General features: G+C 60.0%; 19 protein-coding genes. 16 read left to right on the forward strand and 3 right to left on the reverse strand.

What is annotated here, in order from left to right:
• Positions 1-968: 968 nt before the first annotated feature.
• Positions 969-1,694, reverse strand: a complete 726-nt coding sequence (locus J3D46_RS14730) for a transposase family protein (protein ID WP_231342427.1) — start codon at positions 1,692-1,694, stop codon at positions 969-971.
• 179 nt (positions 1,695-1,873) lie between these two features.
• Between J3D46_RS14730 and J3D46_RS14735 the strand changes: the two genes are divergently transcribed.
• From J3D46_RS14735 to J3D46_RS14755, 5 genes are all read left to right on the forward strand, one after another.
• Complete coding sequence (locus J3D46_RS14735) at positions 1,874-2,644, forward strand: IclR family transcriptional regulator (protein ID WP_231342423.1); 771 nt, start codon at positions 1,874-1,876, stop codon at positions 2,642-2,644.
• A gap of 31 nt (positions 2,645-2,675) precedes the next feature.
• Positions 2,676-4,703: a hydantoinase/oxoprolinase family protein gene (locus J3D46_RS14740; protein ID WP_231342421.1), complete on the forward strand. Its 2,028-nt coding sequence runs from the start codon at positions 2,676-2,678 to the stop codon at positions 4,701-4,703.
• Complete coding sequence (locus tag J3D46_RS14745) at positions 4,700-6,388, forward strand: hydantoinase B/oxoprolinase family protein (protein WP_231342420.1); 1,689 nt, start codon at positions 4,700-4,702, stop codon at positions 6,386-6,388. Before J3D46_RS14740 ends, J3D46_RS14745 begins: the two co-directional genes overlap by 4 nt.
• Positions 6,389-6,460: 72 nt before the next feature.
• On the forward strand, positions 6,461-7,792 hold the full coding sequence (locus J3D46_RS14750; protein WP_231342419.1) for an MFS transporter: 1,332 nt from the start codon (positions 6,461-6,463) through the stop codon (positions 7,790-7,792).
• Positions 7,793-8,968 (forward strand): aspartate aminotransferase family protein, encoded by a 1,176-nt coding sequence (locus tag J3D46_RS14755; RefSeq protein ID WP_231342418.1) that lies wholly within the window; start codon positions 7,793-7,795, stop codon positions 8,966-8,968. It abuts the gene before it with no gap.
• 176 nt (positions 8,969-9,144) lie between these two features.
• On the opposite strand, the gene J3D46_RS14760 is transcribed toward J3D46_RS14755, so the two are convergent.
• Positions 9,145-9,804 carry a TetR/AcrR family transcriptional regulator gene (locus J3D46_RS14760; protein ID WP_231342415.1) on the reverse strand — a complete coding sequence of 220 codons (660 nt, stop codon included), beginning with the start codon at positions 9,802-9,804 and terminating at the stop codon, positions 9,145-9,147.
• A 225-nt stretch (positions 9,805-10,029) separates the two neighbouring features.
• Here J3D46_RS14760 and J3D46_RS14765 point away from each other — a divergent pair, with 225 nt between their 5' ends.
• The 10 genes from J3D46_RS14765 to J3D46_RS14810 all read left to right on the forward strand — a co-directional run bounded on the left by J3D46_RS14765 (position 10,030) and on the right by J3D46_RS14810 (position 24,128).
• Complete coding sequence (locus J3D46_RS14765) at positions 10,030-10,212, forward strand: hypothetical protein (protein WP_231342412.1); 183 nt, start codon at positions 10,030-10,032, stop codon at positions 10,210-10,212.
• A gap of 32 nt (positions 10,213-10,244) precedes the next feature.
• On the forward strand, positions 10,245-12,047 hold the full coding sequence (locus tag J3D46_RS14770) for a sigma-54-dependent Fis family transcriptional regulator (protein ID WP_231342410.1): 1,803 nt from the start codon (positions 10,245-10,247) through the stop codon (positions 12,045-12,047).
• A 226-nt stretch (positions 12,048-12,273) separates the two neighbouring features.
• A complete protein-coding gene (locus J3D46_RS14775) occupies positions 12,274-13,221 on the forward strand; it encodes a C-terminal binding protein (RefSeq protein WP_231342406.1) in 948 nt (315 codons plus the stop codon).
• A 103-nt stretch (positions 13,222-13,324) separates the two neighbouring features.
• Complete coding sequence (locus J3D46_RS14780) at positions 13,325-14,530, forward strand: aspartate aminotransferase family protein (protein WP_253467987.1); 1,206 nt, start codon at positions 13,325-13,327, stop codon at positions 14,528-14,530.
• Between the two features lie 2 nt (positions 14,531-14,532).
• Positions 14,533-15,432, forward strand: a complete 900-nt coding sequence (locus tag J3D46_RS14785) for a fumarylacetoacetate hydrolase family protein (RefSeq protein WP_024820596.1) — start codon at positions 14,533-14,535, stop codon at positions 15,430-15,432.
• A 30-nt stretch (positions 15,433-15,462) separates the two neighbouring features.
• Positions 15,463-17,553: a hydantoinase/oxoprolinase family protein gene (locus J3D46_RS14790; RefSeq protein ID WP_231342404.1), complete on the forward strand. Its 2,091-nt coding sequence runs from the start codon at positions 15,463-15,465 to the stop codon at positions 17,551-17,553.
• A 2-nt stretch (positions 17,554-17,555) separates the two neighbouring features.
• Positions 17,556-19,316 carry a hydantoinase B/oxoprolinase family protein gene (locus J3D46_RS14795; protein WP_231342403.1) on the forward strand — a complete coding sequence of 587 codons (1,761 nt, stop codon included), beginning with the start codon at positions 17,556-17,558 and terminating at the stop codon, positions 19,314-19,316.
• Between the two features lie 83 nt (positions 19,317-19,399).
• Entirely contained in the window at positions 19,400-20,533 is a 1,134-nt protein-coding gene (locus tag J3D46_RS14800) for a Gfo/Idh/MocA family protein (protein WP_231342402.1), read from the forward strand.
• Positions 20,534-20,733: 200 nt separating this feature from the next.
• A complete protein-coding gene (gene iolD, locus J3D46_RS14805; RefSeq protein WP_231342991.1) occupies positions 20,734-22,683 on the forward strand; it encodes a 3D-(3,5/4)-trihydroxycyclohexane-1,2-dione acylhydrolase (decyclizing) in 1,950 nt (649 codons plus the stop codon).
• An 89-nt stretch (positions 22,684-22,772) separates the two neighbouring features.
• Entirely contained in the window at positions 22,773-24,128 is a 1,356-nt protein-coding gene (locus J3D46_RS14810; RefSeq protein WP_024820601.1) for an aldehyde dehydrogenase family protein, read from the forward strand.
• Positions 24,129-24,203: 75 nt separating this feature from the next.
• Here J3D46_RS14810 and J3D46_RS14815 read toward each other — a convergent pair whose 3' ends face one another.
• Positions 24,204-25,388, reverse strand: coding sequence for a Gfo/Idh/MocA family protein (locus J3D46_RS14815; RefSeq protein WP_024820602.1), 1,185 nt, complete (start codon positions 25,386-25,388; stop codon positions 24,204-24,206).
• Between the two features lie 191 nt (positions 25,389-25,579).
• On the opposite strand from J3D46_RS14815, the gene J3D46_RS14820 reads away from it, so the two are divergent.
• Positions 25,580-26,344 (forward strand): SDR family NAD(P)-dependent oxidoreductase, encoded by a 765-nt coding sequence (locus tag J3D46_RS14820; protein WP_243836784.1) that lies wholly within the window; start codon positions 25,580-25,582, stop codon positions 26,342-26,344.
• The last annotated feature ends 34 nt before the right edge of the window (positions 26,345-26,378 follow it).

Raw genomic sequence — 26,378 nt, forward strand, 5'->3', positions numbered from 1 at the left:
AGAATGGAGCTGAGCCTGCCCGGAAGGGGAGATCTCCCGACATGAATTTCGTGTCGGCGCGCTCGATGAGATGAAAGTGACCTATCCGCGCCTTGGCTGCCCGGCAGGTACGACTTACGCGGCTGCGCGGGTAGGCACTGCAATCCAATGCCATCGCGAATAGTGGCGCATTCGAGGGCCCATGCGGGCGAGGGTCATGTCGCCTCCTGACCGAACCGCCATGAATGTGTGAAAGGAGGAAATCTGATGACCGTACCTTGTACCGAACCCATCAACTCCGACGGCCTTCAACGGGTGCCGCTTTGCTGCCTCGGCGGACCTTCGGGTTCCCCTGCCAGCGGCCTCAGAAAAGCAACCTGTATGAGCAAAAAAGAAGTGTGGACAATGTCCACACTTTCCGCCCCAGACTGGCTCGTACTGCCGCCGGACTGGGCCGAATTCGGCATGTTTCCGCAGGATCCCAGTAATGGCAAGGCCGGGAATCGCGTTCGAGTCCCACCTCGGGCACTGTGTTGTCGCAGGTCAGGGGCCTATATGGCCCCTGACTGTGTACAAAACCCCTAAAAGTGTGTACAGCGGCGTAGCGTTTTATGCATGGCCAGCATCTCTAAACGACCCAAAAACTCTTTTTGACATCCGCGTCGTCGCGTCCCCAGGGCGCGGCGGCGCGGCAGTCATTTTCTGAAGATGCATTGATGACTCCCCGCGCCCGGGTCTGGCCGCGCATTCAAGGCGGACGCGGTCAATTTGTGCATGTCTTATCCCGAGGTCTTGGCAGCCGCGCATTGTCATCGCCCTTCCGGTTCTACTCAGGTCACGCCTGTCTGGGGAAAGCCCCGTGACACGGCAGTGAATCCCCTGGTTCCAGCGCGTACCAAACTGCGTCCACCTCTGGCACCGAGCGCCCATCGGGCCTTCGCTACCCGGGCCCTTGATCTCGGCTACCCCAATAGCAGTGGAGTCTTGACTCAAGGGTCTCGGGCCCCGAAGAACAAGGTTGAGCTTGGCCAGTTCCGCCGGTTTGTCGTACCGCAGGTAGCCGACCAGTTCACGAGCCCGGGCCCAATTTTCTGCTCCACGGGAGCGCCGTCGTTCTTGATGCCCGGCCGGGACCGGGTGAAGGTGATCCTATGTTCCTGACAGTAGGCGACCAGGTGATCATTGTTGAAATCCGAATCGTTGTCCGAAGCAAAACCCAGGATCGGGAACGGGAACACCGCGCTGACGTGTTCCAAGGCCTCAAGGACCCACTTGCCGGCTTTGTTCCGCACCGAATGGTTTACCGTCCAGCCGCTGGCGATATCTGCCACCGTCAGGGTGAAACAGAACTCCACGAGGCTGTTGCCGCCCTCGTGTAAAGCTGCCTGTTCATCCGTGATGACCAACTCCATCTCACGGCGCAGCGAGGGCGGCAGCATCGGGGCCAGCAGCTTCCCCGCCGGGGCCCGCAGCACAGCCCAGCACTTGACCAGACCAGGTAACAGCTCGGGAGCGTATACAGGGGCCCTCCCAGGCCTTGGCCTGACGATCTTTAACACCAAAGCGCCGCGCAAGGCCGCCCTGGCATAGTCCCGGTGCCACCCGGTCAACTCGACCGGCTCATCCAAAATCCTGGACTTCGCCTCCCGGGACGCGCCCTGATACGCAAGAGCCTTCTTGGTCAAAGCCTGCCGTTGGGCCATCGTGAGCTCCATGAAACGGGCATAACCCCAGACCGCCACCGACACCCTCAACCACGCCGCTACGAGGAGGTTTTCAAATGAGGAAACGTATCCGGTTGAGCGGAGGTTTTCTATAAGTCAACGCGACTTATTGACGCGGATCACATTCATCCCTATCCTCTTTCAGAACTTACGAAAGGTGTTCGCATATTATGAACTCCGCACCCAGGATTTCAAGCACTGTCAGCACGGCGTTGAGGATCCTTCGCCTGCTATCAACACGCCCAGGAGGCTTCCGGCTCAGCGACGTTGCGGAAGCTTGCAAGATCGGAAAAAGCAGCGCACACGTTCTCCTTTCCACTTTGGTGGAGCAAGGTTTCGTACAAAAGCTGTCCTCTGGCAACTACGGGCTGGGCATTACTGCCTTCGAAGTTGGTTCAGCGGTTCCCGAGAACGTTCGATTCGGGGGAGCGATTGCCCGCCCGATGCGGGAGCTGGCCGACACTTCGGGTGAATCGGTTTCGCTGGCCCTTCTGCATGGTCGCCATGCGGTCATGGTTCAAAGATTTGAAAGTCGACAGATCCTCAGGGCCGAGATTCGCATTGGAACCCGAATGCCGCTCTTCGCTTGCGCATCAGGGAAGTACTTCCTGGCACACATGCCAATGGACGAGGTCAACTCGCTCTACCCCGACAAGGAGCTCCCTCAAGGTGTTTCGTCCGGGCAACTGCGTACAAAGGCCGCCTTGATCGGGCAATTCGAAGAGATCAGGAGCCGTAACTACGCCTCAAACGTTGGCGAATACGCCGATGGCATCAATGGTGTCGCGACAGGTGTCCGGAACGCTTCTGGGGAACTTGTTGCGGCGTTGAGCATCGCAGGTCCGTCTAGCCGATTCGATATCGATTCGTGGACTGAACCGCTACTGTCCACCGCGCATTCCATGTCCCTGATTCACGGGAAGCGCGGCCAGGGAGTCTAACCCCAGCCTCCCAATAATTGAAAGGAACCCGATGACTTTCGTCGCCGGAATAGATGTCGGCGGCACGTTCACCGACGTGCTGCTATACGAAGAAGACAAGCGCAAGCTGCGCCTTGCTAAGGTCTTTTCCACGCCTTCCATGCAGGCAGACGGGCTTCTCAACGGCCTGAACCAATTTGGTGTGCCGCTCTCAGAGTTGGACGCCCTGCTCCATGGGACAACAGTGGCCACCAATGCTGTGCTCGAACGTAAAGGAGCGCGCACAGCTCTCATCACCACACGAGGTTTTAGGGACGTTTTGGAGTTGCGACGCCGGGACCGGCCGACAACCTACGGCCTCACCGGCCAATACACGCCGCTGGTGCCCCGATCACGGTCCTACGAACTCGACGAACGTATTGGATCCGACGGTGAAGTTATCACCCCGCTGTCAGTGGCCGCGCTCCGGGAGCTGGTGAACGTCCTTCGCGAGGACGGGATCGAGTCCGTGGCGGTATGCCTGATCAACAGCTACGCGAACAGCGTCCACGAGCTGAAAGTTGCGGATTTCCTACGGCAGGAAATGCCGGAAATGGCTGTATCCGTCTCCTTCGAAATTTCGCCACAGCTAGGTGAGTATGAGAGGGCGAGTACCACCGCAATCAATGCGTTCGTAACCAAACAGATGTCCCTCTACCTAGGGACTGTCCAGGACCGTATGCGGGCAGAAGGGTTCAATCACGACGTCTTGGTTATGCAGTCCAACGGAGGCGTCATCCCAGCCAAGCAGGCTGGCAAATACGCCGTCCGTACGCTGCTTTCCGGTCCTGCGGCCGGCACCGTTGCCGCGGCGCACTTTGGAAAGGCCGCTGGCCTCCCTGATGTGATTTCCTGCGATATGGGTGGCACAAGCTTCGACGTCGCACTCATTCCCGGGGCTCTTCCGTCTGTAACCAGTGAGAGCGAGATTGAGTATGGACTGCCCCTGAAGCTGCCGATGATCGACATCAAAACGATCGGTGCCGGCGGCGGATCGATTGCCAGTATCGATAGGGCGGGAATTCTTCAGGTCGGTCCGGAGAGCGCAGGGTCGTTCCCGGGCCCCGCGTGTTACGGCCGCGGCGGGACTCGGCCGACCATCAGCGATGCGAACATGGTTCTGGGCCGAATCGCTGCGACTCAGACGCTAGGAACACAGGATGGGTTCCAGCTCGATTACGAGGCGGCATGGATGGCCATTGAAAACGACATTGCCATTCCGCTCGGACTCAGCGTTCCCGACGCCGCGTTGGCCATTGTCCGCATTGCCAACGAAATGATGGCTAACGCCATACGTATGGTCAGCGTTGACAAGGGGCATGATCCGAGAAGATTTTCGCTCGTCGGGTTCGGGGGAGCGGGGCCGTTGCACATAGCCGAACTCGCCCGGTCCATCGGGGCCACCAAAGTCATCATTCCTCCCCACCCAGGAGCGCTCAGCGCGTTCGGCTGCCTGATGGGGGATATCAAGTACGACTTCATGACGGCCATCACCTCGGACGTCGACAACTGTTCCCCCGACTACGTGCGGACCGTTCTTGTCGGGCACCGTCAGGAAGGAGAAGGCAAACTTCACTCCGAGGGCTTCGAGAACAGTGACATCGAAGTTCACCACATTGCAGTGTTGAGTTACGCCAAGCAGATGTACACGATCGACGTCCCGCTTGGCGCCCAGGAAGACGGGTGGTCGCCGGAAGCCCTGACTGAGGCGTTCCGTGCAAAGTACGCGGAGACCTTCGGGAGCCGGCAACGAAGTGGCGCGATAAACCTGGTTTCCCTGCGGACGGTAGTTACAGGACTGCGGAATGACGTCGACTTCGAAGCGCCGCAGCCGGTCCCAGGCGTCGAAAGCTCCAGGACGGTGATATTCGACGACGGCGAACATGAAGTGCCGGTGTTAAGGCGCGAATCATTCGTCGCTGGCCAGGCCATCGAAGGACCTGCCGTGATTAATCAAACGGATACTACAACAATCCTGCCTCCCCGTAGCGTCGCGATTGTCCAAACCAACGGAAGTCTCGTAGTTGAGGTAGCAGCATGACTCACGAAATTGACCCTCTGACCCTTGCCGTCATCCGTGGCAGGCTGGAACAGATTGCGGATGAAATGGATACGGTCTTCGAACGGATGGCGTTCTCTCCTGTCATCTCGGACGCTTGGGATCGCGCCGATGGAATCTACTCGGCAACTGACGGAAGCATGATCGTGCAAGGCCTCCGAGGTCTTCCGATCTTTGTGGGAACCATGCAGTACACGGTGGCCTCGGTCATCGAGCAGATTGAGCAGCTGGCACCTGGGGATACATATCTCATCAACGATCCGTTTGCTGGCGGAACGCACATCATGGACACCAAGCTCGTTCGCCCCTTCTACTACAAAGGGGAATTGTTCGCATTCCTAGCGAACACAGGACACTGGCCCGATCTTGGGGGCCGGGTGCCGGGTGGCTTCGGAGCATCTGCAAGCGACTGCTACCAGGAAGGACTGCGTATCCCCGCAGTGAAGCTCTTCAAGGAAGACGTGCTCCAAACTGACATTGTGCGGTTGGTACAGCACAATTCGCGCATCCCGGAGGACGTCATGGGTGACATCGACGCGCAGGCCACAGCGCTTCGTGTAGGTGACAATCGACTGACTGAGCTACTTGATGAATACGGCGTAGACACCGTCAATGCTGTCATTGCACAACTTCGCGATCGAAGCGAAACGCAGATGCGGTCGTATATCTCGGACATTCCCGATGGCCTCTACACTTTCGTCGAAATCATGGACAACGATGGAATCACCGACGAACCGTTGAGGGTAGATGCTCGACTCACGATCCGCGGCGACGAGATGGACATTGATTTCAGTCACTCCTCTGCGCCGTGCACGGGGCCGATGAACTCCGTGAAGGCCGCAACCATTTCCAGCACCTTGGTTGCCATCAAGCATGTCTTCCCGGATATCCCCATTAACTCCGGCATCATGGCGCCGTTGAATTTCAACCTGCCTGAGACAGTGTTCCTCAACGCTCAGCCGCCACGCCCTGTCGCCGGGTGCGCGGCTGAAACCAGCCAGCGCATCATCACAGCCGTTATGGGCGCTTTGGCCAGCGCCGTCCCGGAAATGGTGCCCGCAGGTTCGTCCGCGACAGTTAACAACCTCTCGATGGGAGGCACCGACGAAGACGGAAGCCAATATGTCATGTACGTCTTCCTTGGCGGGGGTTACGGCGGACACCTTCAAGGAGATGGACTATCCAATGGTTGCTCGTTGATGAGCATAGGCCGGGTGCAGTCCATAGAGACCCTGGAGCAGCGCTATCCTGTGCGGTTCAACCGCTACGGGCTGCGTGACGGATCGGCCGGCTTGGGAGAAACTCGCGGAGGTTTCGGCGTTCATTTCGAGTTCGAACTTACGAGTGAGCAGGCCCAGGCCAGTCTGTTGGGGGACCAGTCCAAAACTCCGCCAGTTGGACGTGCCGGTGGAAACAACGGGCTGCCTTCATCGCCGTGGTTCCAGCTGGACGGAAAGAAAGTCGTTCTCCCCATGGTCAGCAAGGGAGAGAACGTCGGACTCAAGAAAGGAGACATCGTGTGTCTTCGAACTCCTGGAGGGGCAGGATACGGAGACCCGGCCAAACGCACGCAAGAAGCCATAGCCCGAGACATCGAGAATGGCTATCTTTCCTCAGAGGCGCCCGCTGAACTGGACGACGCCTTGGCAGATCTCGTCCAGATCTAACCCCCCAATCAGGTGGCAGCTGAGGCTGCAACTTCAGCTGCCACCAACCCACCCATTCTGATAGGACATGCAGTGAGTGATCTCATGTTATCCCCCAAGGAGCAGCAGCAAACCCTCAAGAAAGCCATTATCGGAAGCCTCGTTGGCACCACACTGGAGTGGTACGACTTCTTTCTCTACGGTTCCGCAGCAGCATTGGTTTTCAACAAGGTGTTCTTTCCGTCATTTGACCCTGTTACAGGAACCCTTTTGGCCTTTCTCACTTTTGCCATGGGATTCCTAGCCCGCCCACTGGGCGGGGTCATAGCAGGGCACTTCGGCGACAGGATCGGCCGCAAGAACATCCTGCTCGTGACTATCTCCCTCATGGGAGGTTCGACCGTTGCTATCGGCCTCCTGCCCAGCTACGACGCAGTGGGCCTTCTTGCGCCAATCCTTCTCATCGTGACACGCATGCTCCAAGGCCTGGCCCTGGGCGGCGAATGGGCTGGCGGTGCGCTCATGATCGCGGAACGTGCACCAGACGCACGACGGGGCTTCCTCACGAGTTTTGTCCAGGTTGGGGTGCCCATCGGCACCCTTTTGAGCACCGGTGTTCTGTTCCTGATGTCGTCGATTCAAAGCAATGAGGACTTCATTGCCTGGGGTTGGCGCGTGCCGTTCCTCCTCTCCATCGTGGTCGTCTTCATCGGTATTTACATCCGCCGGCAGGTCACTGAAAGTCCTGCTTTCCTGGCGCTGGAGGAAACCCGTACCGAAGAGCCAAAGAGCCCACCCATCGTGGAGGTATTCCGCAAGCAGTCCAGAGAAGTCTTCAAGATCGTCGGAATTCGAGCCGGTGCGGACATCGTCTACTACACCTGCGTGACCTTCACACTCACGTACGTCGCCCAGACACTGGGCCTGCCGCGGGAAATCGGTCTGATCGCCAGTCTGATTGCTGCAGCCATGCAAATCTTCACCTATCCGTTTTTCGCTGCGCTCAGCGATAAATATGGTCGTCGACGGGTCACGGTGTTCGGCGCAGTTGGCTGCTTGGCCTGGATTTTCGCGTTCTTCCCCATGCTGGATACAAAGAGCAGCGTATTCATCATCCTCGGGGTCGTTCTCGGCCTGTTCTTCCATTCAGCCATGTATGGTGTGCAGGCGGCATGGATCTGTGAACTGTTCGACACCGAACACCGATACAGTGGGGCGTCCATTGGCTACCAGCTCTCCGGCATCGTTGGTGGCAGTCTCGCACCGACGATCTCCCTGTGGCTGCTCAGCACCTTCCACTCAACTCTGTCCATCCAGATCTACGTGGGGCTAGGGTGTCTCATCGTTGCGATCACCGCCCTTGCCACGAGGGAAACACGAGGCACCAGGATTCATCCAACGGTCTCCATAAAGGAGCCCAGCTAAATGGCAGGCGTGCAGATGTCAACGAATTCCGGCCTTTTCCGGGAGGCGCTGCAGTTTCTTCCCGGCGGGAATACCCGATCGACGCTCTTCGTCCCGCCTAGTGCGCCGTACGCAGCATATGGTGACGGCGCACGCATAACCGACGTAGACGGGCACAAGGTCATCGATTGCAACAACAACTACACATCTCTGATCCACGGCCATAAGTTTCGGCCTGTGCTCGATAAGGTCCACGAGATAGTTGAACACGGCACGTCCTTCGGATTGCCGACCGAATCCGAAATCCGGCTCGCGGAAGAGCTCAGTAAGAGACTGCCGGCAGCCGAGCAGTGGCGCTTTGTCAATTCAGGGACAGAGGCGGTGATGCACGCAATGCGGATCGCTAGGGCCCATACGAACAGAGATGTGATTGTGCGTTTCGTCGGAAGTTATCACGGAACCTCGGACGCGGTTGTCGACTTGAACATGCCGGGAATACCACGGAGCGTGGCTGATTCAGTAGTCACTATGCCTATCGGAGACGCATGGCAGTTCAAGGCATTTATGCGGGAACGGGGTCGGGATGTGGCAGCAGTTCTCATTGACTTGATGCCGAACCGTGCCGGACTTCAACCTGCCAACGATTCATTCGTGTCATTAGTCCGCGAAGAAACCAAACTGCACGATGCCCTGCTCATTATTGATGAGGTCATCACCTTCAGGTCAAGTTTTGGAGGTTTGCAGGGTGTTTACGAGGTCGAACCTGACCTTACAACCCTTGGCAAAGTCATCGGAGGCGGGTTTCCCGTCGGAGCGGTTGGCGGGAAACCCGCCGTCATGGACGTTACCAATCCAGCATTGCCCGGCACCATTGCATGGGGTGGCACCTTCAGCGCCAATCCTGTAACCATGAATGCCGGATTAGTTGCCCTGGACTACTTCCAGCAGCATGACATTACCAAGCTCAACGCGAAAGGCGACGCGCTCCGCGAGGCATTCCTGCAGGCGGGGATTCAGTGCAACGGATTCGGATCGCTCATAAGGATCTTTCCAGCCGACATGACTACTACGTGGTGGAAGGCTTACCGGGAAGGGGTGCTTCTGGGTACGTCTGGACTGATTGCGCTGTCGACAGCTATGGATGAGGGCGTCATTGAAGAGATCCTTCAGTGCGTCATCAGAATCAGCCAGCAGTAGTCGAACCTGGGAGACCCGGGTGTCGGAAACTGGTTGTAGGCACCAGGCACCAGGCACCAGGCACCAGGCAGCCGCCGTAGCCCCGAGGTAAAGCTAATCTGAAAGGCGCGGAACCTGCGTTCCGTGCCTTTCAGATCACGGGAATCCATACTCCTGCCCGGGGGGAGAGGAGGGTGCTACGGTTCGCCGGGCAGTTCGGCCCCAAGAATGATGCGGGACACTTGCACCGCTTTGTCGGCCATGATGCCGAGTTCCGCGTCGTTATAGTTGCCAGGAGCCCATCGCGTAGCACCCTCCAGCAGGGTCACCACAATCCGGACCTTTTCTTCGGGATGTGGGTGGCCCATGTCCCGGGCGGCGGCGGCGTACATGTTTTCGTGGAGTGCAACCCAGTCATCCACTTGGGCCCGCAGGTCTGCGGGAAGGATCGAGGCCATCCTGTCGGTTGCCACGAGCAGGTCCCACAGATTGCTTTCGGGAAGCCTGACCTGTCTGGTGAAATGCAGCCTCACCATGGCGTCCCAGAAGTCATCTGCTGATTCAGCGTGATCAACGGCCTCGAGAAGAGCCGTGCCGAAACGGTGAAAGTGCCAGCGCAGTGATTCCGCGACGATTTCGTCCCTGCCGTTGGGGAAATGCGAGTAGAGGCTCGGCGGTTTGATGTTGACGGCGTTGGCGATGGTCCGCATGGAGACTGAACTGAACCCGTTGGCGATGGCTAGTTGCAGAAAGGCCTCGAGTATGTGGCGTCTTGAAGCCCCCTGGCCGGCCCAATCCCATTCTTCCAAGCGGTGGGCGAAGGTGTCGCGGGCGGCCTTGTAGGAGGAACTGCTCATGCTTTGACCCTAACAGTCGTGGGGGTTGACCCTTCGGAAGCGGTCCATCGCCGTGGCACATTAAACATGGTCCAACTTTACGCAAACTCTTGGCTAACGACCATTAGTTAGCTACCCTGAAAGAGGCAAGACCAGCACGGCTGGTTTCGCCGCTATCAGCGCCTTAACAGAGAGGAACGGATCATGTTGGTCGAAGATTCGAACCGGGGGGCCAAAGGAAGCAACATGACCTTTGGCAGTGGGCTTTCTGGCATGGTCGCCGCCTACATCAGCGCCCGCGCGCTGGAAGACGATGCGGCTCACAACGACAACTGGCAAGCGCAGCAAGCCTTCCACCCCAAGGGTCAGGGCCGGGGACGGACGTGGCTTGGCTCCCGCCGCCGCGGTGGTACCGCCGTCGTTTCTTAAATACCTGGCTCCAGCAGAAAGAACCAACTGACATGTCCTCTGCCGAAGTACTTTCCCCTTGGGTGCCGCGCGAGCCGCTGCTGCAAATCAACCGGCTACGCGAACTCTTCCTCATGCAGCCCCATGCCGACCTCAGCGGAATCCGACCCATCGTGGCTCGCTCCTGGTACAGGAGCAGGGCTGCAGGCGTTGATGCTGTGGCAGACCGAGGCTTCTTTGACGAGGGTCGCGTGGATGAACACACCATCCAGGCAGCGGGCCCACACCTGCAGAAACTGGACGAGGTCGCCGCAGACCTTGGCGGGTACGTCAACCTGACAGCGCCCAATGGCGTCCTGGTCAAAGCGGACTACCTGCGGGATGACGGCTTCCCCGCCGGATACTCGCTCCTTGAGGAGAGCTGCGGAAGCAACGGTGAAGGTCTCGCGCTTGAAGAAGGACGGGGGGTGTGGCTCGCACCGGAGGAGCACTTCCGTGAGGACATGCGCGGAAACTGGTGTTTTGCTTCCCTCGTCCGCGACCCTTTCCACAACAGGGTTCGGGCCGTCATCGGACTGACTCTACCCGGCAACCGGGTCACTTCCTTGGAGCCATCGTCCACTTTGCTGATGCTGGAAGGGGTAGCCTCCCGGATCGAGCGTGACATTGAGGTACGGACCTCATCCAGGGAACGCGCTCTGCTCAGCGAATACCTGAGGATCTCCCGACGCCGTGGCAACCGGGCAGTGATTGCCCTGGACGGCAAGAACTCCCTCCTCAACGCAACAGCAACGGCGACCTTGGAGGACGGCGACGTCTCCGTCATCTCCGGGTATGCGAAAGCGGTCATGTCCTCCGGCCGCGAACTCAACTGTGAGGTCTCGCTCCAGGGGCCTGGGATCTCCACCCTGGAAGTTTCGCCCGTGACCTTATCTGCAGCCAACGTAGGGGCAATCGTGGTGGTCCGCCCACACTCACCCACGAAGGAACGTCCAACCCAACCCCATAGCGACGAGGTAAAGCCGCAGGCTGCCTTGCCGGATGCAGCGGACAGAATCGTGAAGCATCTTGACGGGACGAGCATGGGCTTCAAGCGGACCTTGAGCCTTGCCCGGAAGGCTGTGGAGCAGGAGCGTTCTGTTGTCATCATTGGTGAGTTGGGTAGCGGTAAACGCCGGCTTGCGGGCGCAATTGCCGACACTCGTGGGCAGCACGTAGTGGTCGATGCCAGGGGTGGCTCTCTACGGAATAACCAACTCCGGGATGTGATCCATCGGGTATCCACCGAACTGCCATCAACATTGATCGTCGAACATGCCGACGAACTTTCACAGAACGAGGCAGCAGAGCTCGCCCGGAACCTTAGGGGCAATGCCACCACCAAGCTTGCTTTCACCATCACACATCCAACCGATGCCACCTTGATACTCTCGGAGGCGTTCAACGTCTTGGAGATTTCGGTTGAGCCGCTACGCAACAGACGTGAGGACATTCCGCAGCTTGCGGTAGCTATTGCTGAAGAGATGGGAGACCGGAGGTTATCCCGACGGCTTCTTACAACGCTGACGCATGCTGACTGGCCGCGAAACATCGACCAGCTCCGAGCCGTAGTGTCCAACGCCGTTGAACGCGCCAGTGGAGCAGAAGTAACCGTAGACGACCTCCCGCAGGGGTTTCATCGGGTTCTGACCAAGGGGCGGCTGTCCCGTCTGGAGGACGCCGAACTCAGCGAGCTGCGAACTGCACTGCAGGAGGCATCGGGTAACAGGAGCCTCGCGGCAGAGACCTTGCAGATTGGACGCTCCACCCTCTACCGCCGGATGGACTACTTCCGCAGTAGAGGCTTCGACCTCTAACCCCGAAACCGTGTAGTGAAGCAGCCGGCCGCCGCTAGTGGCCGGCTGCTTTTGGGCTGTGCCCACCCTGACGGCAACTGGTGGGACACTGTCCCACCTCAGTGTCTCGAATTGGCACGGATGAACCTTCACATATCGCGTTGTACTTGAAATCACCCGGACACCAGCACCCTTCCAACGGGTGCTCGGCAGATGAAAAGGGTACTCAACGAACAGGACGACGACTATGACCCGCGATGCCCAGGGAACCATTCTTGTGGCCCCCCATCACTTTCCGAACCTTGACCGCGAGCACGCACTCGCAAAGGAGTTCGGTTACACACTCAACCCGGCGGCCGACGTCGAAGCCTTCCGTCAAGGCCTTCCCGAAGCCGACATCGTCATGATCACCCCCTACGCGAAACTCACAGCCGCGGACTTCCCGGTGATGTCCAAATGCAAGGCTGTCATCAGGTATGGCATTGGCTACGACAACATCGATGTTGACGCAGCCACTGCAGCGGACATTCCCGTGTCCATTGTCCCGGGCACCGCTTCGGAGGAAGTGGCCTCGCACGCGTTCGCGATGGGGTTGGCATTGGCCCGCCGTCTGCCGGCAGGCAACGCCTCGATCCAGAACCTCGGTTGGGCCGGGACCATCGGCTACGACACCCCGGTTCTGTCCGAACTCGAGGTCGGGGTCCTGGGGATGGGCCGCATTGGTCAACACGTTGCCCGCATGTATCAAGCCGTCGGGGCACGGGTCCGGGCCTACGACCCGTTCGTGACTGAGAGCTTTGTGGAGCTGACCTCCTTGGACGACATCCTGGAAAACTCCGACGTCGTCTCGCTCCACCTGCCGCTGTCCGCGGATACCGCAAACCTGATCTCCAAGGACGTTCTGGCGCGCATGCGTAGGGGCGCAGTAGTGGTCAACGTATCCCGCGGCGGTCTCATTGAGGAATCAGCCCTTGCCGAGGCACTCACCTCGGGCCACATTGCAGGTGCTGGCATCGACACCTTTGCCGAAGAGCCGCTTGGGGCTGAGCACCCGCTCCGCACAGCACCCAACACCATCCTGACGCCCCATATTGCCTGGCGTTCCAACCGCTCCACAGGTGCACTTCAGGAGGGCGCCGTTGAACGTGTCCGCTTGGCCCTGACCGGGCAGCCGCTCATCGACCTCGTGAACTGAAAAGACTGGAGAGAACCAAGTGGGAACAGAACACCAGAAAACCATCACACAAAGCCACCCTTTGGAGGATCCACATCTGCGCAGGGGGCCTCGTGGATTCCCCTTGTTGCCTGGCGGTTACGGCCGCTCGACCTATTACACGGGAGCGCCGAGCCCGTACGCCATCCGGGGCGAGGGCTACCGGGTCTGGGATGACCGTGGTCATGAACTGATCGACGCGAACAACAACTTCACCTCCTTGATTCACGGGAACGCGCACCCTGAAATAACGGAGGCAGCGACCAAAGCGCTCACCGCCGGCGCCAGCTGGGGAATCCCCAACCTCTACGAGTGGGAACTGGCAGACCTCCTGCTTTCCCGCCTGCCTGAGCTCGACCAGGTACGGTTCGCCAACTCCGGCACCGAGGCCGTGATGTCCGCAATCCGCATCGCCCGGGCGAGCACCGGACGCGAACGAGTCATCGTCACCAAGGGCGGCTACCACGGAACATCCGACGTGGCATTGGTCCCGGGTGGCCCTGCCTACCAGCGTGGAGTAACCCGTGGCGTGATCAACGATGTCACCGCGGTTCCCCTCAACGACGTCGATGTCCTGCGCCAGGAAGTTGAAGCAGCACCGGACTCCTACGCAGCCATCATTCTGGACCTGTTGCCCAACAGAGCCGGCCTCCTCCGGATCTCCGAGGAGTTCGTGCACACCGCCAGGGACCTCGCGACCCGGTACGGGATCGTCCTGATCATCGACGAGGTCATCAGCCTGCGCCTGGGATTCAACGGCTTCAGCGGTGAATATGGTGTTTCCCCTGACTTGCTCACCACGGGCAAATTGATCGGTGGCGGCTTCCCTGTTGGCGCTGTTGCCGGCAAGGCTGAGCTGATGGCCGAGGTGGATCCGACCCGTCCCGGTAGCTTGCCCCATGGTGGAACTTTCTCCGGCAACCCGGTCAGTATGGCCGCGGGGTCGGTCGCCTTGCGCCTCTTCACTCAAGAGGAAGTAAAAAGGCTGAATCACCTGGGCGACACGACCCGGGACACAGTGAACGCGAAGATCGCCGACGCCGGCTGGGAAGTGCGCGGCCGCGGCTCTCTGCTGCGCGCGGTTCCGGCGGGTGCGGAAAAAGTTGACGAGCAGACTCAGCACGAGCTGTGGTGGGCATCTTACGAGCGCGGCTTGCTCGGTTCACCAGCAAACCTGCTGTCCTTGTCCACCCCTATGGACGAAAAGGTTGCGGGAGACATCGCTGACCGCTTGGCCGACGCCGTGCTGGCCGTGGCAAACCAGAACCCGGCAACGGAAGGCGCGAAGTAACCATGAAGATTGTTTCCTACCACCACGAATCGGGCGTCCGCGGGGGAGTCCTCATCGACGATGCCGTCTATGACCTGGAGCTGCTCCTTCAAGGCTCCACAGAAGCCATCCACGGAGCCACGACTTCCGTCCGTGAGTTCCTGTCACTCTACGGTGACCGGATCCCTGCCATTTCCTCCGGCATTACAGCACTTGCCTCCGAGGACCCCGTGGCCCGCGTCGGCGCATTGAACGAGGTCCGGTTGACCACACCCATCACCGATCCGGCCAAGGTTCTGTGCATTGGACTCAATTACAAAGACCACGTTGCCGAAACCGGGCGTGCTTTCCCCGAATATCCGGACGTCTTCGCCAAATTCGCCTCCACCATGATTGGCCCCGAGGACGAGATCGGCGGCGCCCAGATCAGCAATAACCTCGATTTCGAAGGAGAAGTTGCCGTCATCATAGGACGGCGGGCGGCTGAGGTCTCCGAGGACGAAGCCTTGGATTATGTCGCAGCCCTTGCGCCTCTCAACGATGTCACGGCACGCGATCTCCAGTACCGCGGGACCCAGTGGCTGGCTGGTAAGGCCGTGGACGGTTCAACCCCGTGGGGTCCCGCCATTGTCACGCTGGATGAAGTGGGAGACCCGCAAAAGCTGGACATCGCGACACGGGTCAATGGCATCGAAGTGCAGCGCTCGAATACCGAGCATCAGATCTTCTCCATAGCCCGCATCGTCTCCTACCTTTCGAGTTTCCTCACTCTCGAACCAGGAGACGTGATCGCCACAGGCACACCACAAGGCATTGGTGCCAAGCGGAATCCTCCAGTCTGGCTTGAACCGGGCGACACGGTGGAAATCGAGATCGACAAGGTGGGCCTGCTGCGTAACCGCGTCGGCAAGCCCCAGCTTTAACCCCTCCAACTCTAAGAAAGTTAGATGACCATGAGTGAAGTACAGACACAACCAGGTGAAGCGAGGTACCGCATCGCCGTCGATACCGGTGGCACGTTTACGGACGTGGTGGTCGGCTCGAACACAGGCGACATGGCGGTCGGCAAGGCCCTAACCACCTATGACCGCGTTTTCACTGGCTTTGAAGCCTCAGTCCGCAGGGCTGCCGAGTCGGTTGGCTGGAGCGGCGATGACGTCCTGCGCAATGCAGACGTGATTGTTTACGGCACAACGCACGCAACCAACGCAGTTCTCACCGGCAAGGTGGCCAAGACTGCTCTCTTGACCACTGACGGATTCGCCGACACCCTCCTGCTTCGCGAAGGCGGACGCCGGGATGCTTTTGACTCCAAAGCTGCCTACCCTCCGCCGTACATCCCGCGTCACTTGACCTTCGAAATCACGGAGCGGATTTCCGCCGAGGGTGATGTCCTGGTGCCGCTGGATGAAGCGAAAGTGCGCGAGGTGCTCGGCTCCTTCAAAGAACAGGGAATCGAGGCAGTGGCCGTTTCTTTCCTGTGGTCGATCATCAACGACGCCCACGAGAAGCGCGTGGCGGAACTCATCCAAGAGATCCTTCCCGATGTGCCGTACACGTTGTCCAACGAGGCCAACCCAACAATTCGCGAATACCGCCGTTCCTCGGCCGCGTCGATTGATGCCTCGCTGAAACCGCTGATGGCGGACCACCTTGGCAAATTGCGCTCCGACCTCCAGGAGTACGGGTTTGGCGGTGACCTCTTGGTAGTGACCTCTGAAGGCGCCGTGCTCGACGTCGTAGATGTTCTGGACCGCCCGGTACTGTTGCTGAACTCCGGCCCCTCCATGGCACCACTGGTTGGTGCGGCCGCTGCTCCCGAGCGCGACACTGTGGTGGTCTGCGATATGGGCGGCACCACATTCGACGTGTCCCTGGTTGAACAGGGCGTCGTTCGCCACACTAGGGAAGCCTGGCTGGGAGAGCCCTTTGTGGGCCACCTGACAGGTCTGTCTTCGGTGGCTGTTTCCAGCATTGGCGCCGGCGGTGGCAGCATCGCCTGGATCGACGGCGGCGGTCTGCTTCGGGTGGGTCCGCAAAGTGCCCGGAGTACTCCCGGACCGGCCGCGTATGGTCGCGGTGGCGAGGAACCCACCGTCACGGACGCTTGCGTAGCTTTGGGTTACCTCGACGCTGACGGATTTGAAGGCGGATTCACGCTGAACCGTGAGGCTGCCATCCGCGCCATCGATACCCGCATCGCTGGCCCCTTGAACATGGATACTTTGCAGGCTGCACAGGCCATTTTGGATGTATCCGCCAACCACATGGCAACAGCAATCCGCCAAGCTTCCTTGGAACAGGGTGTTGACCCTCGAGGTGCCCTGATTGTGGCGGGCGGCGGTGCAGGTGCCATGGTGGCGGCCGCCATCGGCGTGCTCCTGGAAGCTGATACGGTCCTGATTCCCGCGACTGCGGGCGTGCTCGCTGCCTACGGCGCGCATCGCGCTCCGATTGCTACGGAATTTCTCTCGCCCTTGCACAACGACACCCGTAGCTTCGACGCTGGCTCCGCTTCGCGGGCCGTTGAGGAGCTAACGGGCAAGGCAGAGGTATTCGCCAAGAGGTTCGATGGTGTGGGCGCTGCTCCCAGCGTCACCTATTTTGTTGACGCCCGCTACCCGGGCCAGGCCTGGGACTTGCGTGTGTACTTGGACGCTGCGCCCGATACCGCCAGTGATGCAGCGGGCATCGTTGAGCGTGCCTTCCACGAAGAGCACGATCGCCGCAACGGCACGCACGATCCGGACAGCCGCGTGGAGATCATCACGTGGGGCGTCAGGGTCGAAATCCCGCGGCCTGAGCTGACCAAAGATCAAGCCGAAGTGGGCCGTGGGACTGAAGTCCACCGCACGGACTCCATTGTGTTCGGGGGCGAAAGTTTCAGCACCCAGCGATACCGCGGAGTCACCCTTGCCCCCCGGGACAAGATCGTTGGCCCTGCTGTCATCGACCAGCCCACAACCACCATCGTGGTGCCACCGGAGTGGAACGCCACGCTCGACGAACGATCCAATATCTACCTCACCCGTAAGGAGGCGTAACCATGACGCGCGAATTCGATCCCGTAAAGCTCTCGGTCCTCGCTAATGCATTCGACGGCATTGTCCGCGAGATGACCAACGGCCTGCTGCGTTCCGCCCGTTCCTCTGTCATCAACACTGCCCGCGACTTTTCGTGTGCTGTTCTGACCGCTGATAACCAGCTGCTGGCAGCAGCAGAGGGCGTCCCGGTGCACGTCTTCGGTGCCGGACCGCTCGGCGAGGACATGGTGCAGCTGCACGACGACATCCGTGAAGGTGACGCATTCCTGCACAACGATCCCTACATGGGCAACTCGCATGCTGCCGACCATGTGATCCTCGTTCCGATCTTCGTCCATGGACGTCACCTCTTCACGGCCGTCACCAAGGCCCACCAGGCCGACTGCGGCAACTCGCTGCCAACCACCTTCTTCGCCACGGCACGGGATGTGTATGAAGAAGGTGCACTGATCTTCCCGTGTGTCCGTGTTCAGCGTGACCATAAGGACATCGACGACATCATCCGTATGTGCCGGTCCCGCATCCGTGTGCCTGACCAGTGGTACGGGGACTACCTGGCATCGGTCGGTGCGTCGCGCATCGCCGAACGCCGCATTCACGAGCTCGCCGAGAAGTTTGGTGTCGAAGACCTGGTGGACTTCGTGGATGCCTGGTTCGACTACTCGGAACGCCTCACCGCGACTGCGATCGAAACGCTGCCCGAGTACGTCCTCCATGGCTCCTCGGTCCACGATCCCTTCCCCGGAACCAGCGCGGACGGCGTGCACCTGCAGGCAACCGTTGAAGTGAAGCCCAAACAGGGCAAGATCGTCATTGACCTGCGTGACAACCCGGACAATCTCCCCAATGGCCTGAACCTCACAAAGGCCACGGCTACGGGTGCTGCCTTGGCCGGCATCCTCTCCGGCATCCCGGAGAACCTTCCGAGCAACGCGGGCACCTTCCGTCGAGTGGAAGTTCTGCTCCGGGACGGCTGCGCCGTCGGAGTTCCCAAACACCCGTACTCCTGCTCATCGGGCACCACCAACCTCGCCGACCGGGTTGTCAACATCGTTCAAGCCGCGTTCTCCCAAATAGAGGACGGCTACGGCACGGCCGAGGGAGCGGCGGGACAGGCACCGGCAAAATCTGTCATCTCCGGTATAGACGAACGTAACGGCAACGCCTATGTCAACCAGATCCTTGTTGGCGGCGTCGGTGGACCAGCTACACCCTACGTTGACGGCTGGCCTACGTATCAGCGACCCGTCTGCGGCGCACTGCTTTACCACGACAGCGTCGAGGTAGATGAGCAGCGCTACCCCATCTTGGTTCACGAACGCACCCTGGTTGCTGATACCGGGGGAGCAGGAAGGCAACGAGGTGGCCTCGCGACCCGTGTGACCATGGAACCCCGGGGTGAAAGCGTCACGCTGACGTACGGAATCGAGGGCAAGATCAACCCGCCGAAGGGGGTCCGCGGCGGCCACGATGGTACCAAGCCGTCAACCTGGGTTGAGGATCTCACTACCGGTGAACGTCGCGAGATCCCCGTGGTGGGTCGCTACGATCTCCAGTCCGGCGAAAAGGTCGTATCCATCACCCCGGGAGGCGGTGGATACGGTGACCCGCTGGAACGTGACGTACTCGCAGTCCTGGACGACTACCGCGAATCACGGATTTCCCTGGAAGCAGCAGCAGCACAATACGGAGTCATTATTACCGACGGCGGCATTGACGAAGCAGCAACGGCCAAGACGCGCGAATCGCGCCTGGCCAGCTAGAAGTACCAGCCATAGCAACTGATTCCGGGGCGGGGTATAGTCCTCGCCCCGGAAGGTTTCACCAACTACTGACGGAGAATCACATGGAACCCATTCGAGTCGGCATTATCGGCGTCGGAAACGTTCTCAACCAATACCTGGACAAGATCGGTGTCCACCCGGACGTGAACGTCGTGGCACTCGCCGACGTGAACCCGGACGCTGTAAAAGCCCGGGCAGCGGAGTATTCGGTTGCCAAGGCGCTCTCACCGGATGAGCTTCTGGCCGATGACGAGGTTGAGCTGGTCCTGAACCTCACTCCACCCAAGCTCCACGCACCTGTGACACTCCAAGCGATCGCTGCCGGCAAGCACGTCCTCTCGGAAAAGCCGTTCGCTACTTCCCTCGAGGAAGCACAGCAGATTCTGGATGCCGCTCGGGAGGCAGGCGTCAAAGTGGGGTCCGCCCCCACCACCTTCCTTGGCTCCGGCATGCAGACGAGCCGCAAGCTCATCGATGACGGTTGGATCGGAGAGCCTGTAGCCGCTTTCGCATCCTTCGCATGCCGCGGCTACGAGCACTGGCACCCCAACGTTGACCCCTTCTACAGCCCCGGCGCCGGCCCCATGCTGGACATTGGGCCGTACTTGATCACCAACCTGGTGAACTTCTTCGGTCCCGTGAAACGCGTTTCTGCCACAACACCGCGTTCATCTGAGACCCGGCCGCGTCCGGGCAAAGACGGCGAAGTCATCCACATCAAGACTCCGACACACGTCACCGGCACTCTCGACTTCGAGTCCGGTGCGACCGCCACCGTCATGGTGAGTTGGGACATTTGGAATCACAATCTGCCGCATTTGGAGGTCTACGGAACAGGGGGCTCCTTGGCTGCACCGAACCCGGACCACTTTTCCGGCGCTCCCGTGCTGCGACGCGGTGAACCCGGTGACCTGGCCCTGGACATGACTCCTCCGGGTGGAGGCGACTGGCGCGAAACGCCCATCACACATCGGGACGACGCCTACCGGGGCATTGGCTTGGCTGAATTCGGCTATGCCATCCGCAAGGGCTTGGAACCTCGCACAGGAGGGGACTTCGCTTACCACGTACTCGAAGTCCTGCTCGCCTTCGAGGCCTCCTCGGAGCAGGGCCGCCACATCGAGATCGAAAGCACCTGCCAGCGGCCACGTCCACTGCCTTCTGTGGGGCCGCAGGAGCCCTACCGCTTCGACTAAAAAGTCACCAAGAAACAGCAGCCGACGGCGGTACACGCGTACCGCCGTCGGCTGCTGTTTTCTGCTTTCTACTGATTTACCGCGGAGGAAACCTGCCGCGTATCAAAGTGGGACACACCACGGCCCCCCGACGGTGAAAACCTGAAGTTCGGGCGAATCGGTTTGCAAATGCCGACGCACCTTCGAATTTAGGAGATCGCATGACTAGCACAGCCGCTGCTGACATCGGCACCGTGGTCGACAACAAGGCCGTCCGCCGCCGCACTGTCGCACAAGCAATCGTTGAATACCTTCAGGTCCAATACAGCGAATTGGACGGTGAGCGTCGTCGCCTCGTTCCCGGCATGTACGGCATTTTTGGCCACGGAAATTCCGTTGGATTGGCGCAGGGAATCGACGAGTACGGTGTGGATTTCCCCCACTACCAGGGCAAGAATGAGCAGTCCATGGTCCATGCAGCCATTGGTTTCGCAAAGGCTTCCAACCGCGCAGCCACCCTTGCGTGCACGGCTTCCGCAGGGCCGGGGTCTACCAACATGGTTTCCGGGGCCGCGACGGCAACCACCAACCGCCTCCCCGTGCTTCTGTTCCCTGCCGACATCATCAACAACCGTTTTGGTGATCCGGTGCTGCAGCAGATCGAGCATCCGGTAGAGAGGGACGTCTCCGCCAACGACTGCTTCCGTCCGGTCAGCCGCTATTTCGACCGCATCACTCATCCGGCCCAACTGCTGTCCACCCTTCCGGAGGCCATGCGTGTCCTTACCGATCCCGTGGAAACCGGCGCCGTCGTGGTCTGTCTTCCACAAGATATTCAAGGCGCGGAGTTCGACTTCCCGGAGTCCTTCTTCACGCCGCGGGTGTGGCACATTCGTCGTCGTCCGGCTGTGGAGGACGAATACCGCGATGCTGCCGACATCATCGCGAACGCCGAGCGTCCCCTGCTGATTTCAGGAGGTGGTGTCCGGTACTCGAAGGCCCAGGAGGAACTGGCACGCTTCAGCGCCGAGTTCGGCATCCCGGTTACGGAAACCTATTCAGGCAAGGGCAGCGGCCCCATCAGTGAGCTGAATCTGGGTGCGCTGGGTGTGACCGGAACGGTGGGAGCCAACGAAATCGCCGATGGCGCTGATGTTGTCATTACTGTTGGTTCACGCCTCCAGGACTTCATCACCGCTTCACACTCGTTGTTCCAGAACCCCAACGTGAAGTTCGTCAACCTCAACGTTGGCTCGTTCGACGCGCACAAGATGGGTTCATTCCCGGTCATCGGCGATGCGAAACTTTCGCTTGCGGCGCTGCGGGAACGACTGGCAGCCATTGACTTCGGTACCTCCGCTGATTACCGCAGCGAGATCGCGGACGCTCGGAAGGCCACCCTTGAGGTGCGCAAGCACGATCTTCAGGCATTCCCCGGTGAAAACATGAGCCAGGCCCAGGTCATCGACGTTCTGAACCGCACCGCAACCAACCAGGACGCCCTGATCCTGGGCTCCGGTGGTGTGGTTGAGGGCATCCACAAGGCCTGGGATACGTCCAACGGCGCCGAAATCCACTTCGAGTACGCCAACTCGTGCATGGGCCATGAGATTCCGGCCGGCCTCGGCTACCGGATCGCACGTGGGGACGCGCCGGGAGAGGTCTACGTCTTGATCGGTGACGGCACCTACTTCATGCAGCCAACGGAGCTGGTCACGGCCGTACAGGAACGCAAAAAGATCATCACCATTGTGATCGACAACCGCGGACATCAGTGCATCTGGCCTCTACAGGTGTCCAAGGGTGGCCCCGGGCGCGAGTTCGGTACGCAGTACCGGGAACGCAGCAGTGAGTCCGGTCGCCTTGACGGGGCAGTTCTGGACTTCGACATTGCCGCCAATGCCGCCAGCATGGGATGTGCAGCTTGGTCCACCTCCACCGTTGAGGAGTTCCAGAATGCGCTCAAGGAGGCCAAGGAAGGGGACGGCCCCGCAGTGATCGTCGCTCGGGTGGAGCCTTGGCGCTACCTGTCCGGCAGCGGAGCCTTCTGGGACGTGGGAGTGCCTATGACCTCGCAGCGTCCGGGCAGCCAGGAGGGTACTGCAAAGCACTTGGAGGGCCGCGCCCGCCAGCGCTTCTACGCAGCCACCACTGCACCTGACCAGCGCTAAGCGCAACAGGCGGGGCCGTCATGCGACGGTCCCGCCTGACCCATTTACCGGACCATACTCAGCCTAAATACTGACAAAGGAGTACCAACATGAGCGCATTTACCGTTATTGATCCAGCCACGGGAACCAAGCACGCACAATACCCAGCGGCCACAGATGCAGAGGTAGAAGCCGGCCTGACCGCAGCCCAGGCTACCTACCAGGACTGGTCACGCACCACCACAGTGGCTGAGCGGGCTGCTTTGGCCAAGCGCCTGGCCGAACTCTTCGTGGAACGCAAGGACAAGCTGGCAGCCATCATCAACCGGGAGATGGGCAAGCCCCTCGCACAGGCGGCCGGAGAAGCAGAGTTCTCCGGTTCCATCGCCGCAGCCTTCGCCGAGCACGCAGAGGAATGGCTGGCCGACGAGGACCTTGAGGTAGCCGATGGTCTGCGGACGTTCTTCCGGTACCAAGGCCTGGGCGTAGTTCTGGGCATCATGCCGTGGAACTACCCGTACTATCAGGTGGCACGCTTCGCGATTCCCAACATCATCCTGGGCAACACCGTGATAGTCCGCCACGCGAGCCAATGCCCGGAATCTGCTCTGGCACTTGAAGAGCTGTTCCGCGACGCCGGCTTCCCGGACGGCGCCTACGTCAACCTCTTCGCCACACATCAGCAGATCTCAGACATCATCGCGGATGACCGCATCCAAGGCGTTTCTCTCACTGGCTCCGAGCAGGTAGGCGCAATCGTGGCTGAGCAGGCAGGCCGTGCCTTGAAAAAGTGCGTGCTGGAGCTCGGCGGTGCCGACGTATTCATTGTTCTCGACACGGACGACCTGGATCAAGCAGTGCGAAAAGCTGTCATGGGACGGATGGGCAACACCGGTCAGTCGTGCAATGGCTCGAAGCGAATCGTCGTGCTGGATAAGCACTTCGATGAGTTCTCCGAAAAGTTCAAGGCAGCCATTGCCGGCCAATCGTACGATAACGGCGACTTTGGCCCGATGTCTTCAGATTCAGCCACTAAGTTCCTGAAGGGGCAGGTACAGGGAGCCATCGATCAAGGTGCCGAAATCCTGGTGGGCAATAACGAACCGCAGGGCAACGTCTTCACCCCGACAGTCATTACCAACATCACTCCTGCCATGGACGTCTACAGTGAAGAGCTCTTCGGACCGGTTGCCCAGCTTTACAAGGTCAGCAGCGATGAGGAAGCCATCAAACTCGCGAATTCGTCGCCGTATGGCCTCGGTTCCGTGGTGATTTGTGATGACCACGAGCGTGCCGAGCGGGTAGGGAACCAGCTCGACGTCGGAATGGTGTTCATTGGCGCCTACGACCTCAGCGGAGCCGATGTACCGTTCGGTGGTGTCAAGAAGTCCGGTTATGGACGGGAACTGGGCAAGGTGGGCATGCTCGAGTTCGCCAACAAGAAGTTGTTCCGCTTCGCCAAGTAATTAACAACCCAACAAGAGGAGGCCGGATCATTGACGATCCGGCCTCCTTTTATTGCGGGTGGAGTGAGGTTGTGCCTAGGCCTGGTAGGTGGTTTTCCCGGAAACCTCCGGAATCTGGACCCAGTCGCCGGAGCCGGCGCTACGCAGCGAGGCATCAACGAGTTCGGAGGCTGACCAGCCATCCGCGGCGGACGGACCCAGTTGTTTCCCTTCGGCCACCGAACGCAAGAAGAGTGCCGCTTCAATGGTCTTGAGGTCATTGAAGCCGATGCCGGGGCCGGGTCCGGGCTGGAAGCGGCCGAACTCGCCGAAGGACGGGGGAGTCATGATGGTGCGATAGCCAGTGCGGTCGGTGGCGAGTTCCAATTGGTTCATTCGTTCGAAATTCCAGCGCAATGATCCCTCGGTGCCGTAGACCTCGATGATGTACTCGGCGTGTGGGCCGATGGCGACACGGGTGGATTCGAACATGCCGATTGCTCCACCCTCAAAACGGGCAAGCATGGCAGTGTAATCCTCGTTCTCCACCTCTCGGGTGACGTCGGAAGCCTGACCCATGTCGAAGGAATTCGAGGAGTTGCCAGCTGGGAGCGGCCGGTCCTTGATGAATGTCTCGGTGACGGCGTTCAGCGACGTGATGCGACCCACCAGGAACTGGGCGAGGTCGAAACCGTGGCTCAGTACGTCGCCCAGGACGCCGGATCCTGCACGTGCCTGCTCATAGCGCCAGGTGAAGACTTGGTTTGGATCAGAGGCGTATCCGGTGAGGAGACGGATCTGCACATTGGTGATCTTGCCCAGAGTTCCGGACCTGATCAGCCTGCGCGCTTCTGCCACTGCCGGGGCGTGCCGGTAGTTGAACCCAACGGAGGTGATGAGGCCAGCGGCCTCGGCCCCTTGGGCGATCTCACGGGACTCTTGGGCGCTGCGGCCCATGGGCTTCTCAATCCAGAAGTGTTTACCTGCCTCGATGGTGGCAAGCGCTATTTCATGGTGAAGGAAGTTGGGTGAGCAGATAGATACGACATCCACGTCCGGGTTTTCCAGCACTTTGCGGTAATCCGTGGCCGTTTGCTTGTAGCCGAGCGCGTCTTCGGCGTGATGGCGGCCGGCATCGTCCGGGTCGGCAGCGATCACCAGCTCTGGATGGCGGGGCAGTTCAGGAAAGAACTGCTTGGTCGCCAGATACGCGCGAGAATGCAGCCTCCCCATCCATCCGACCGAAATCAGGCCAACCCCAAGGCGGTTTTGCTGTTCCAAGAGCGCTCCTTAGTCTCTACCGCTGTCCCGCGGTGCTGTGCCGCAGACTGACGGCGGCATCTGTTGATCAGCCTAGGAACGTTGTCAGTGTGCTCTGTGTCTCAATGTGAGACAGCTGGGGGTAGCTGCGCGCTGTTTTAGTGGGACGTACTAGTCCGCCACTGCCAAGCAAGAGGAGCCCGTCGCCGATGATGGACCGCGAGCAACAACTTCGAACGGAACCCCTTCGGGTTCTCATCACTGGTGCAACCTCAGGCGTTGGGGAAGCGACCGCAAGACTCTTCGCCAAGCGGGGTCACCGGCTCGCGTTACTGGCCCGGCGTTCTGAAGAATTGCAGCGTGTGGCAGACGATATCGACGCCGGCGCCCACACGGTGGTTGCCGACGTCGCCGCTGCCAGCGAGGTCAAGAACGCCGTGCGGGGCGCGATCCACACACTAGGTGGCTTGGACGTAGTGGTCAACGCTGCGGGTGTAGCCGGACATGTTGCGTTGGAAGACCTTACCGAAGACCGCTGGCACGAAGTGCTGGAGACAAACTTGTCCGGCACCTTCTACGTGGCGCGGGAGGCTGCACTCCATATGAGACGGTCCGGTGGCGGCTCGATCGTCAACGTCGCATCCGATCTCGCCGCCATGGGCGTGCCAGGCCTTGTTCACTACTGCGCGGCGAAAGCAGGCGTTGTGGGACTCACCCGCGCCATGGCACTGGAACTGGCGCCACTGGTCCGAGTCAACGCCGTTTGCCCGGGACCGATTGACACGCCCATGGTGCGTGAAGGGCTGGCCGCGGCGCCGGACCCAACAGAGGCCCGGAGATTGAAAGAGAGCACTGTGCCGCTGAACCGTCTCGCGGATCCCGACGAAGTGGCAGCAGCCATCTATTTCCTGGCGGTCGACGGAACCTTTGCGACCGGAACCAGCATGGCGTTCGACGGCGGCACCTCGGCCGCGTAGGCATCGTCACCAATTACCTGTCAAGACCGATCAA

The organism is Paenarthrobacter sp. A20, assembly GCF_024168825.1.
Lineage (GTDB): Bacteria > Actinomycetota > Actinomycetes > Actinomycetales > Micrococcaceae > Arthrobacter.

What these genes read in the sequence shown, in the direction of transcription:
- J3D46_RS14730 (WP_231342427.1), bottom strand. Translation starts at nt 1,694, where the DNA reads ATGGAGCTCACGATGGCCCAACGGCAGGCTTTGACCAAGAAGGCTCTT.
- J3D46_RS14735 (WP_231342423.1), top strand. Translation starts at nt 1,874, where the DNA reads ATGAACTCCGCACCCAGGATTTCAAGCACTGTCAGCACGGCGTTGAGG.
- J3D46_RS14740 (WP_231342421.1), top strand. Translation starts at nt 2,676, where the DNA reads ATGACTTTCGTCGCCGGAATAGATGTCGGCGGCACGTTCACCGACGTG.
- J3D46_RS14745 (WP_231342420.1), top strand. Translation starts at nt 4,700, where the DNA reads ATGACTCACGAAATTGACCCTCTGACCCTTGCCGTCATCCGTGGCAGG.
- J3D46_RS14755 (WP_231342418.1), top strand. Translation starts at nt 7,793, where the DNA reads ATGGCAGGCGTGCAGATGTCAACGAATTCCGGCCTTTTCCGGGAGGCG.
- J3D46_RS14760 (WP_231342415.1), bottom strand. Translation starts at nt 9,804, where the DNA reads ATGAGCAGTTCCTCCTACAAGGCCGCCCGCGACACCTTCGCCCACCGC.
- J3D46_RS14765 (WP_231342412.1), top strand. Translation starts at nt 10,030, where the DNA reads ATGACCTTTGGCAGTGGGCTTTCTGGCATGGTCGCCGCCTACATCAGC.
- J3D46_RS14770 (WP_231342410.1), top strand. Translation starts at nt 10,245, where the DNA reads ATGTCCTCTGCCGAAGTACTTTCCCCTTGGGTGCCGCGCGAGCCGCTG.
- J3D46_RS14775 (WP_231342406.1), top strand. Translation starts at nt 12,274, where the DNA reads ATGACCCGCGATGCCCAGGGAACCATTCTTGTGGCCCCCCATCACTTT.
- J3D46_RS14785 (WP_024820596.1), top strand. Translation starts at nt 14,533, where the DNA reads ATGAAGATTGTTTCCTACCACCACGAATCGGGCGTCCGCGGGGGAGTC.
- J3D46_RS14790 (WP_231342404.1), top strand. Translation starts at nt 15,463, where the DNA reads ATGAGTGAAGTACAGACACAACCAGGTGAAGCGAGGTACCGCATCGCC.
- J3D46_RS14795 (WP_231342403.1), top strand. Translation starts at nt 17,556, where the DNA reads ATGACGCGCGAATTCGATCCCGTAAAGCTCTCGGTCCTCGCTAATGCA.
- J3D46_RS14800 (WP_231342402.1), top strand. Translation starts at nt 19,400, where the DNA reads ATGGAACCCATTCGAGTCGGCATTATCGGCGTCGGAAACGTTCTCAAC.
- iolD (WP_231342991.1), top strand. Translation starts at nt 20,734, where the DNA reads ATGACTAGCACAGCCGCTGCTGACATCGGCACCGTGGTCGACAACAAG.
- J3D46_RS14810 (WP_024820601.1), top strand. Translation starts at nt 22,773, where the DNA reads ATGAGCGCATTTACCGTTATTGATCCAGCCACGGGAACCAAGCACGCA.
- J3D46_RS14820 (WP_243836784.1), top strand. Translation starts at nt 25,580, where the DNA reads ATGGACCGCGAGCAACAACTTCGAACGGAACCCCTTCGGGTTCTCATC.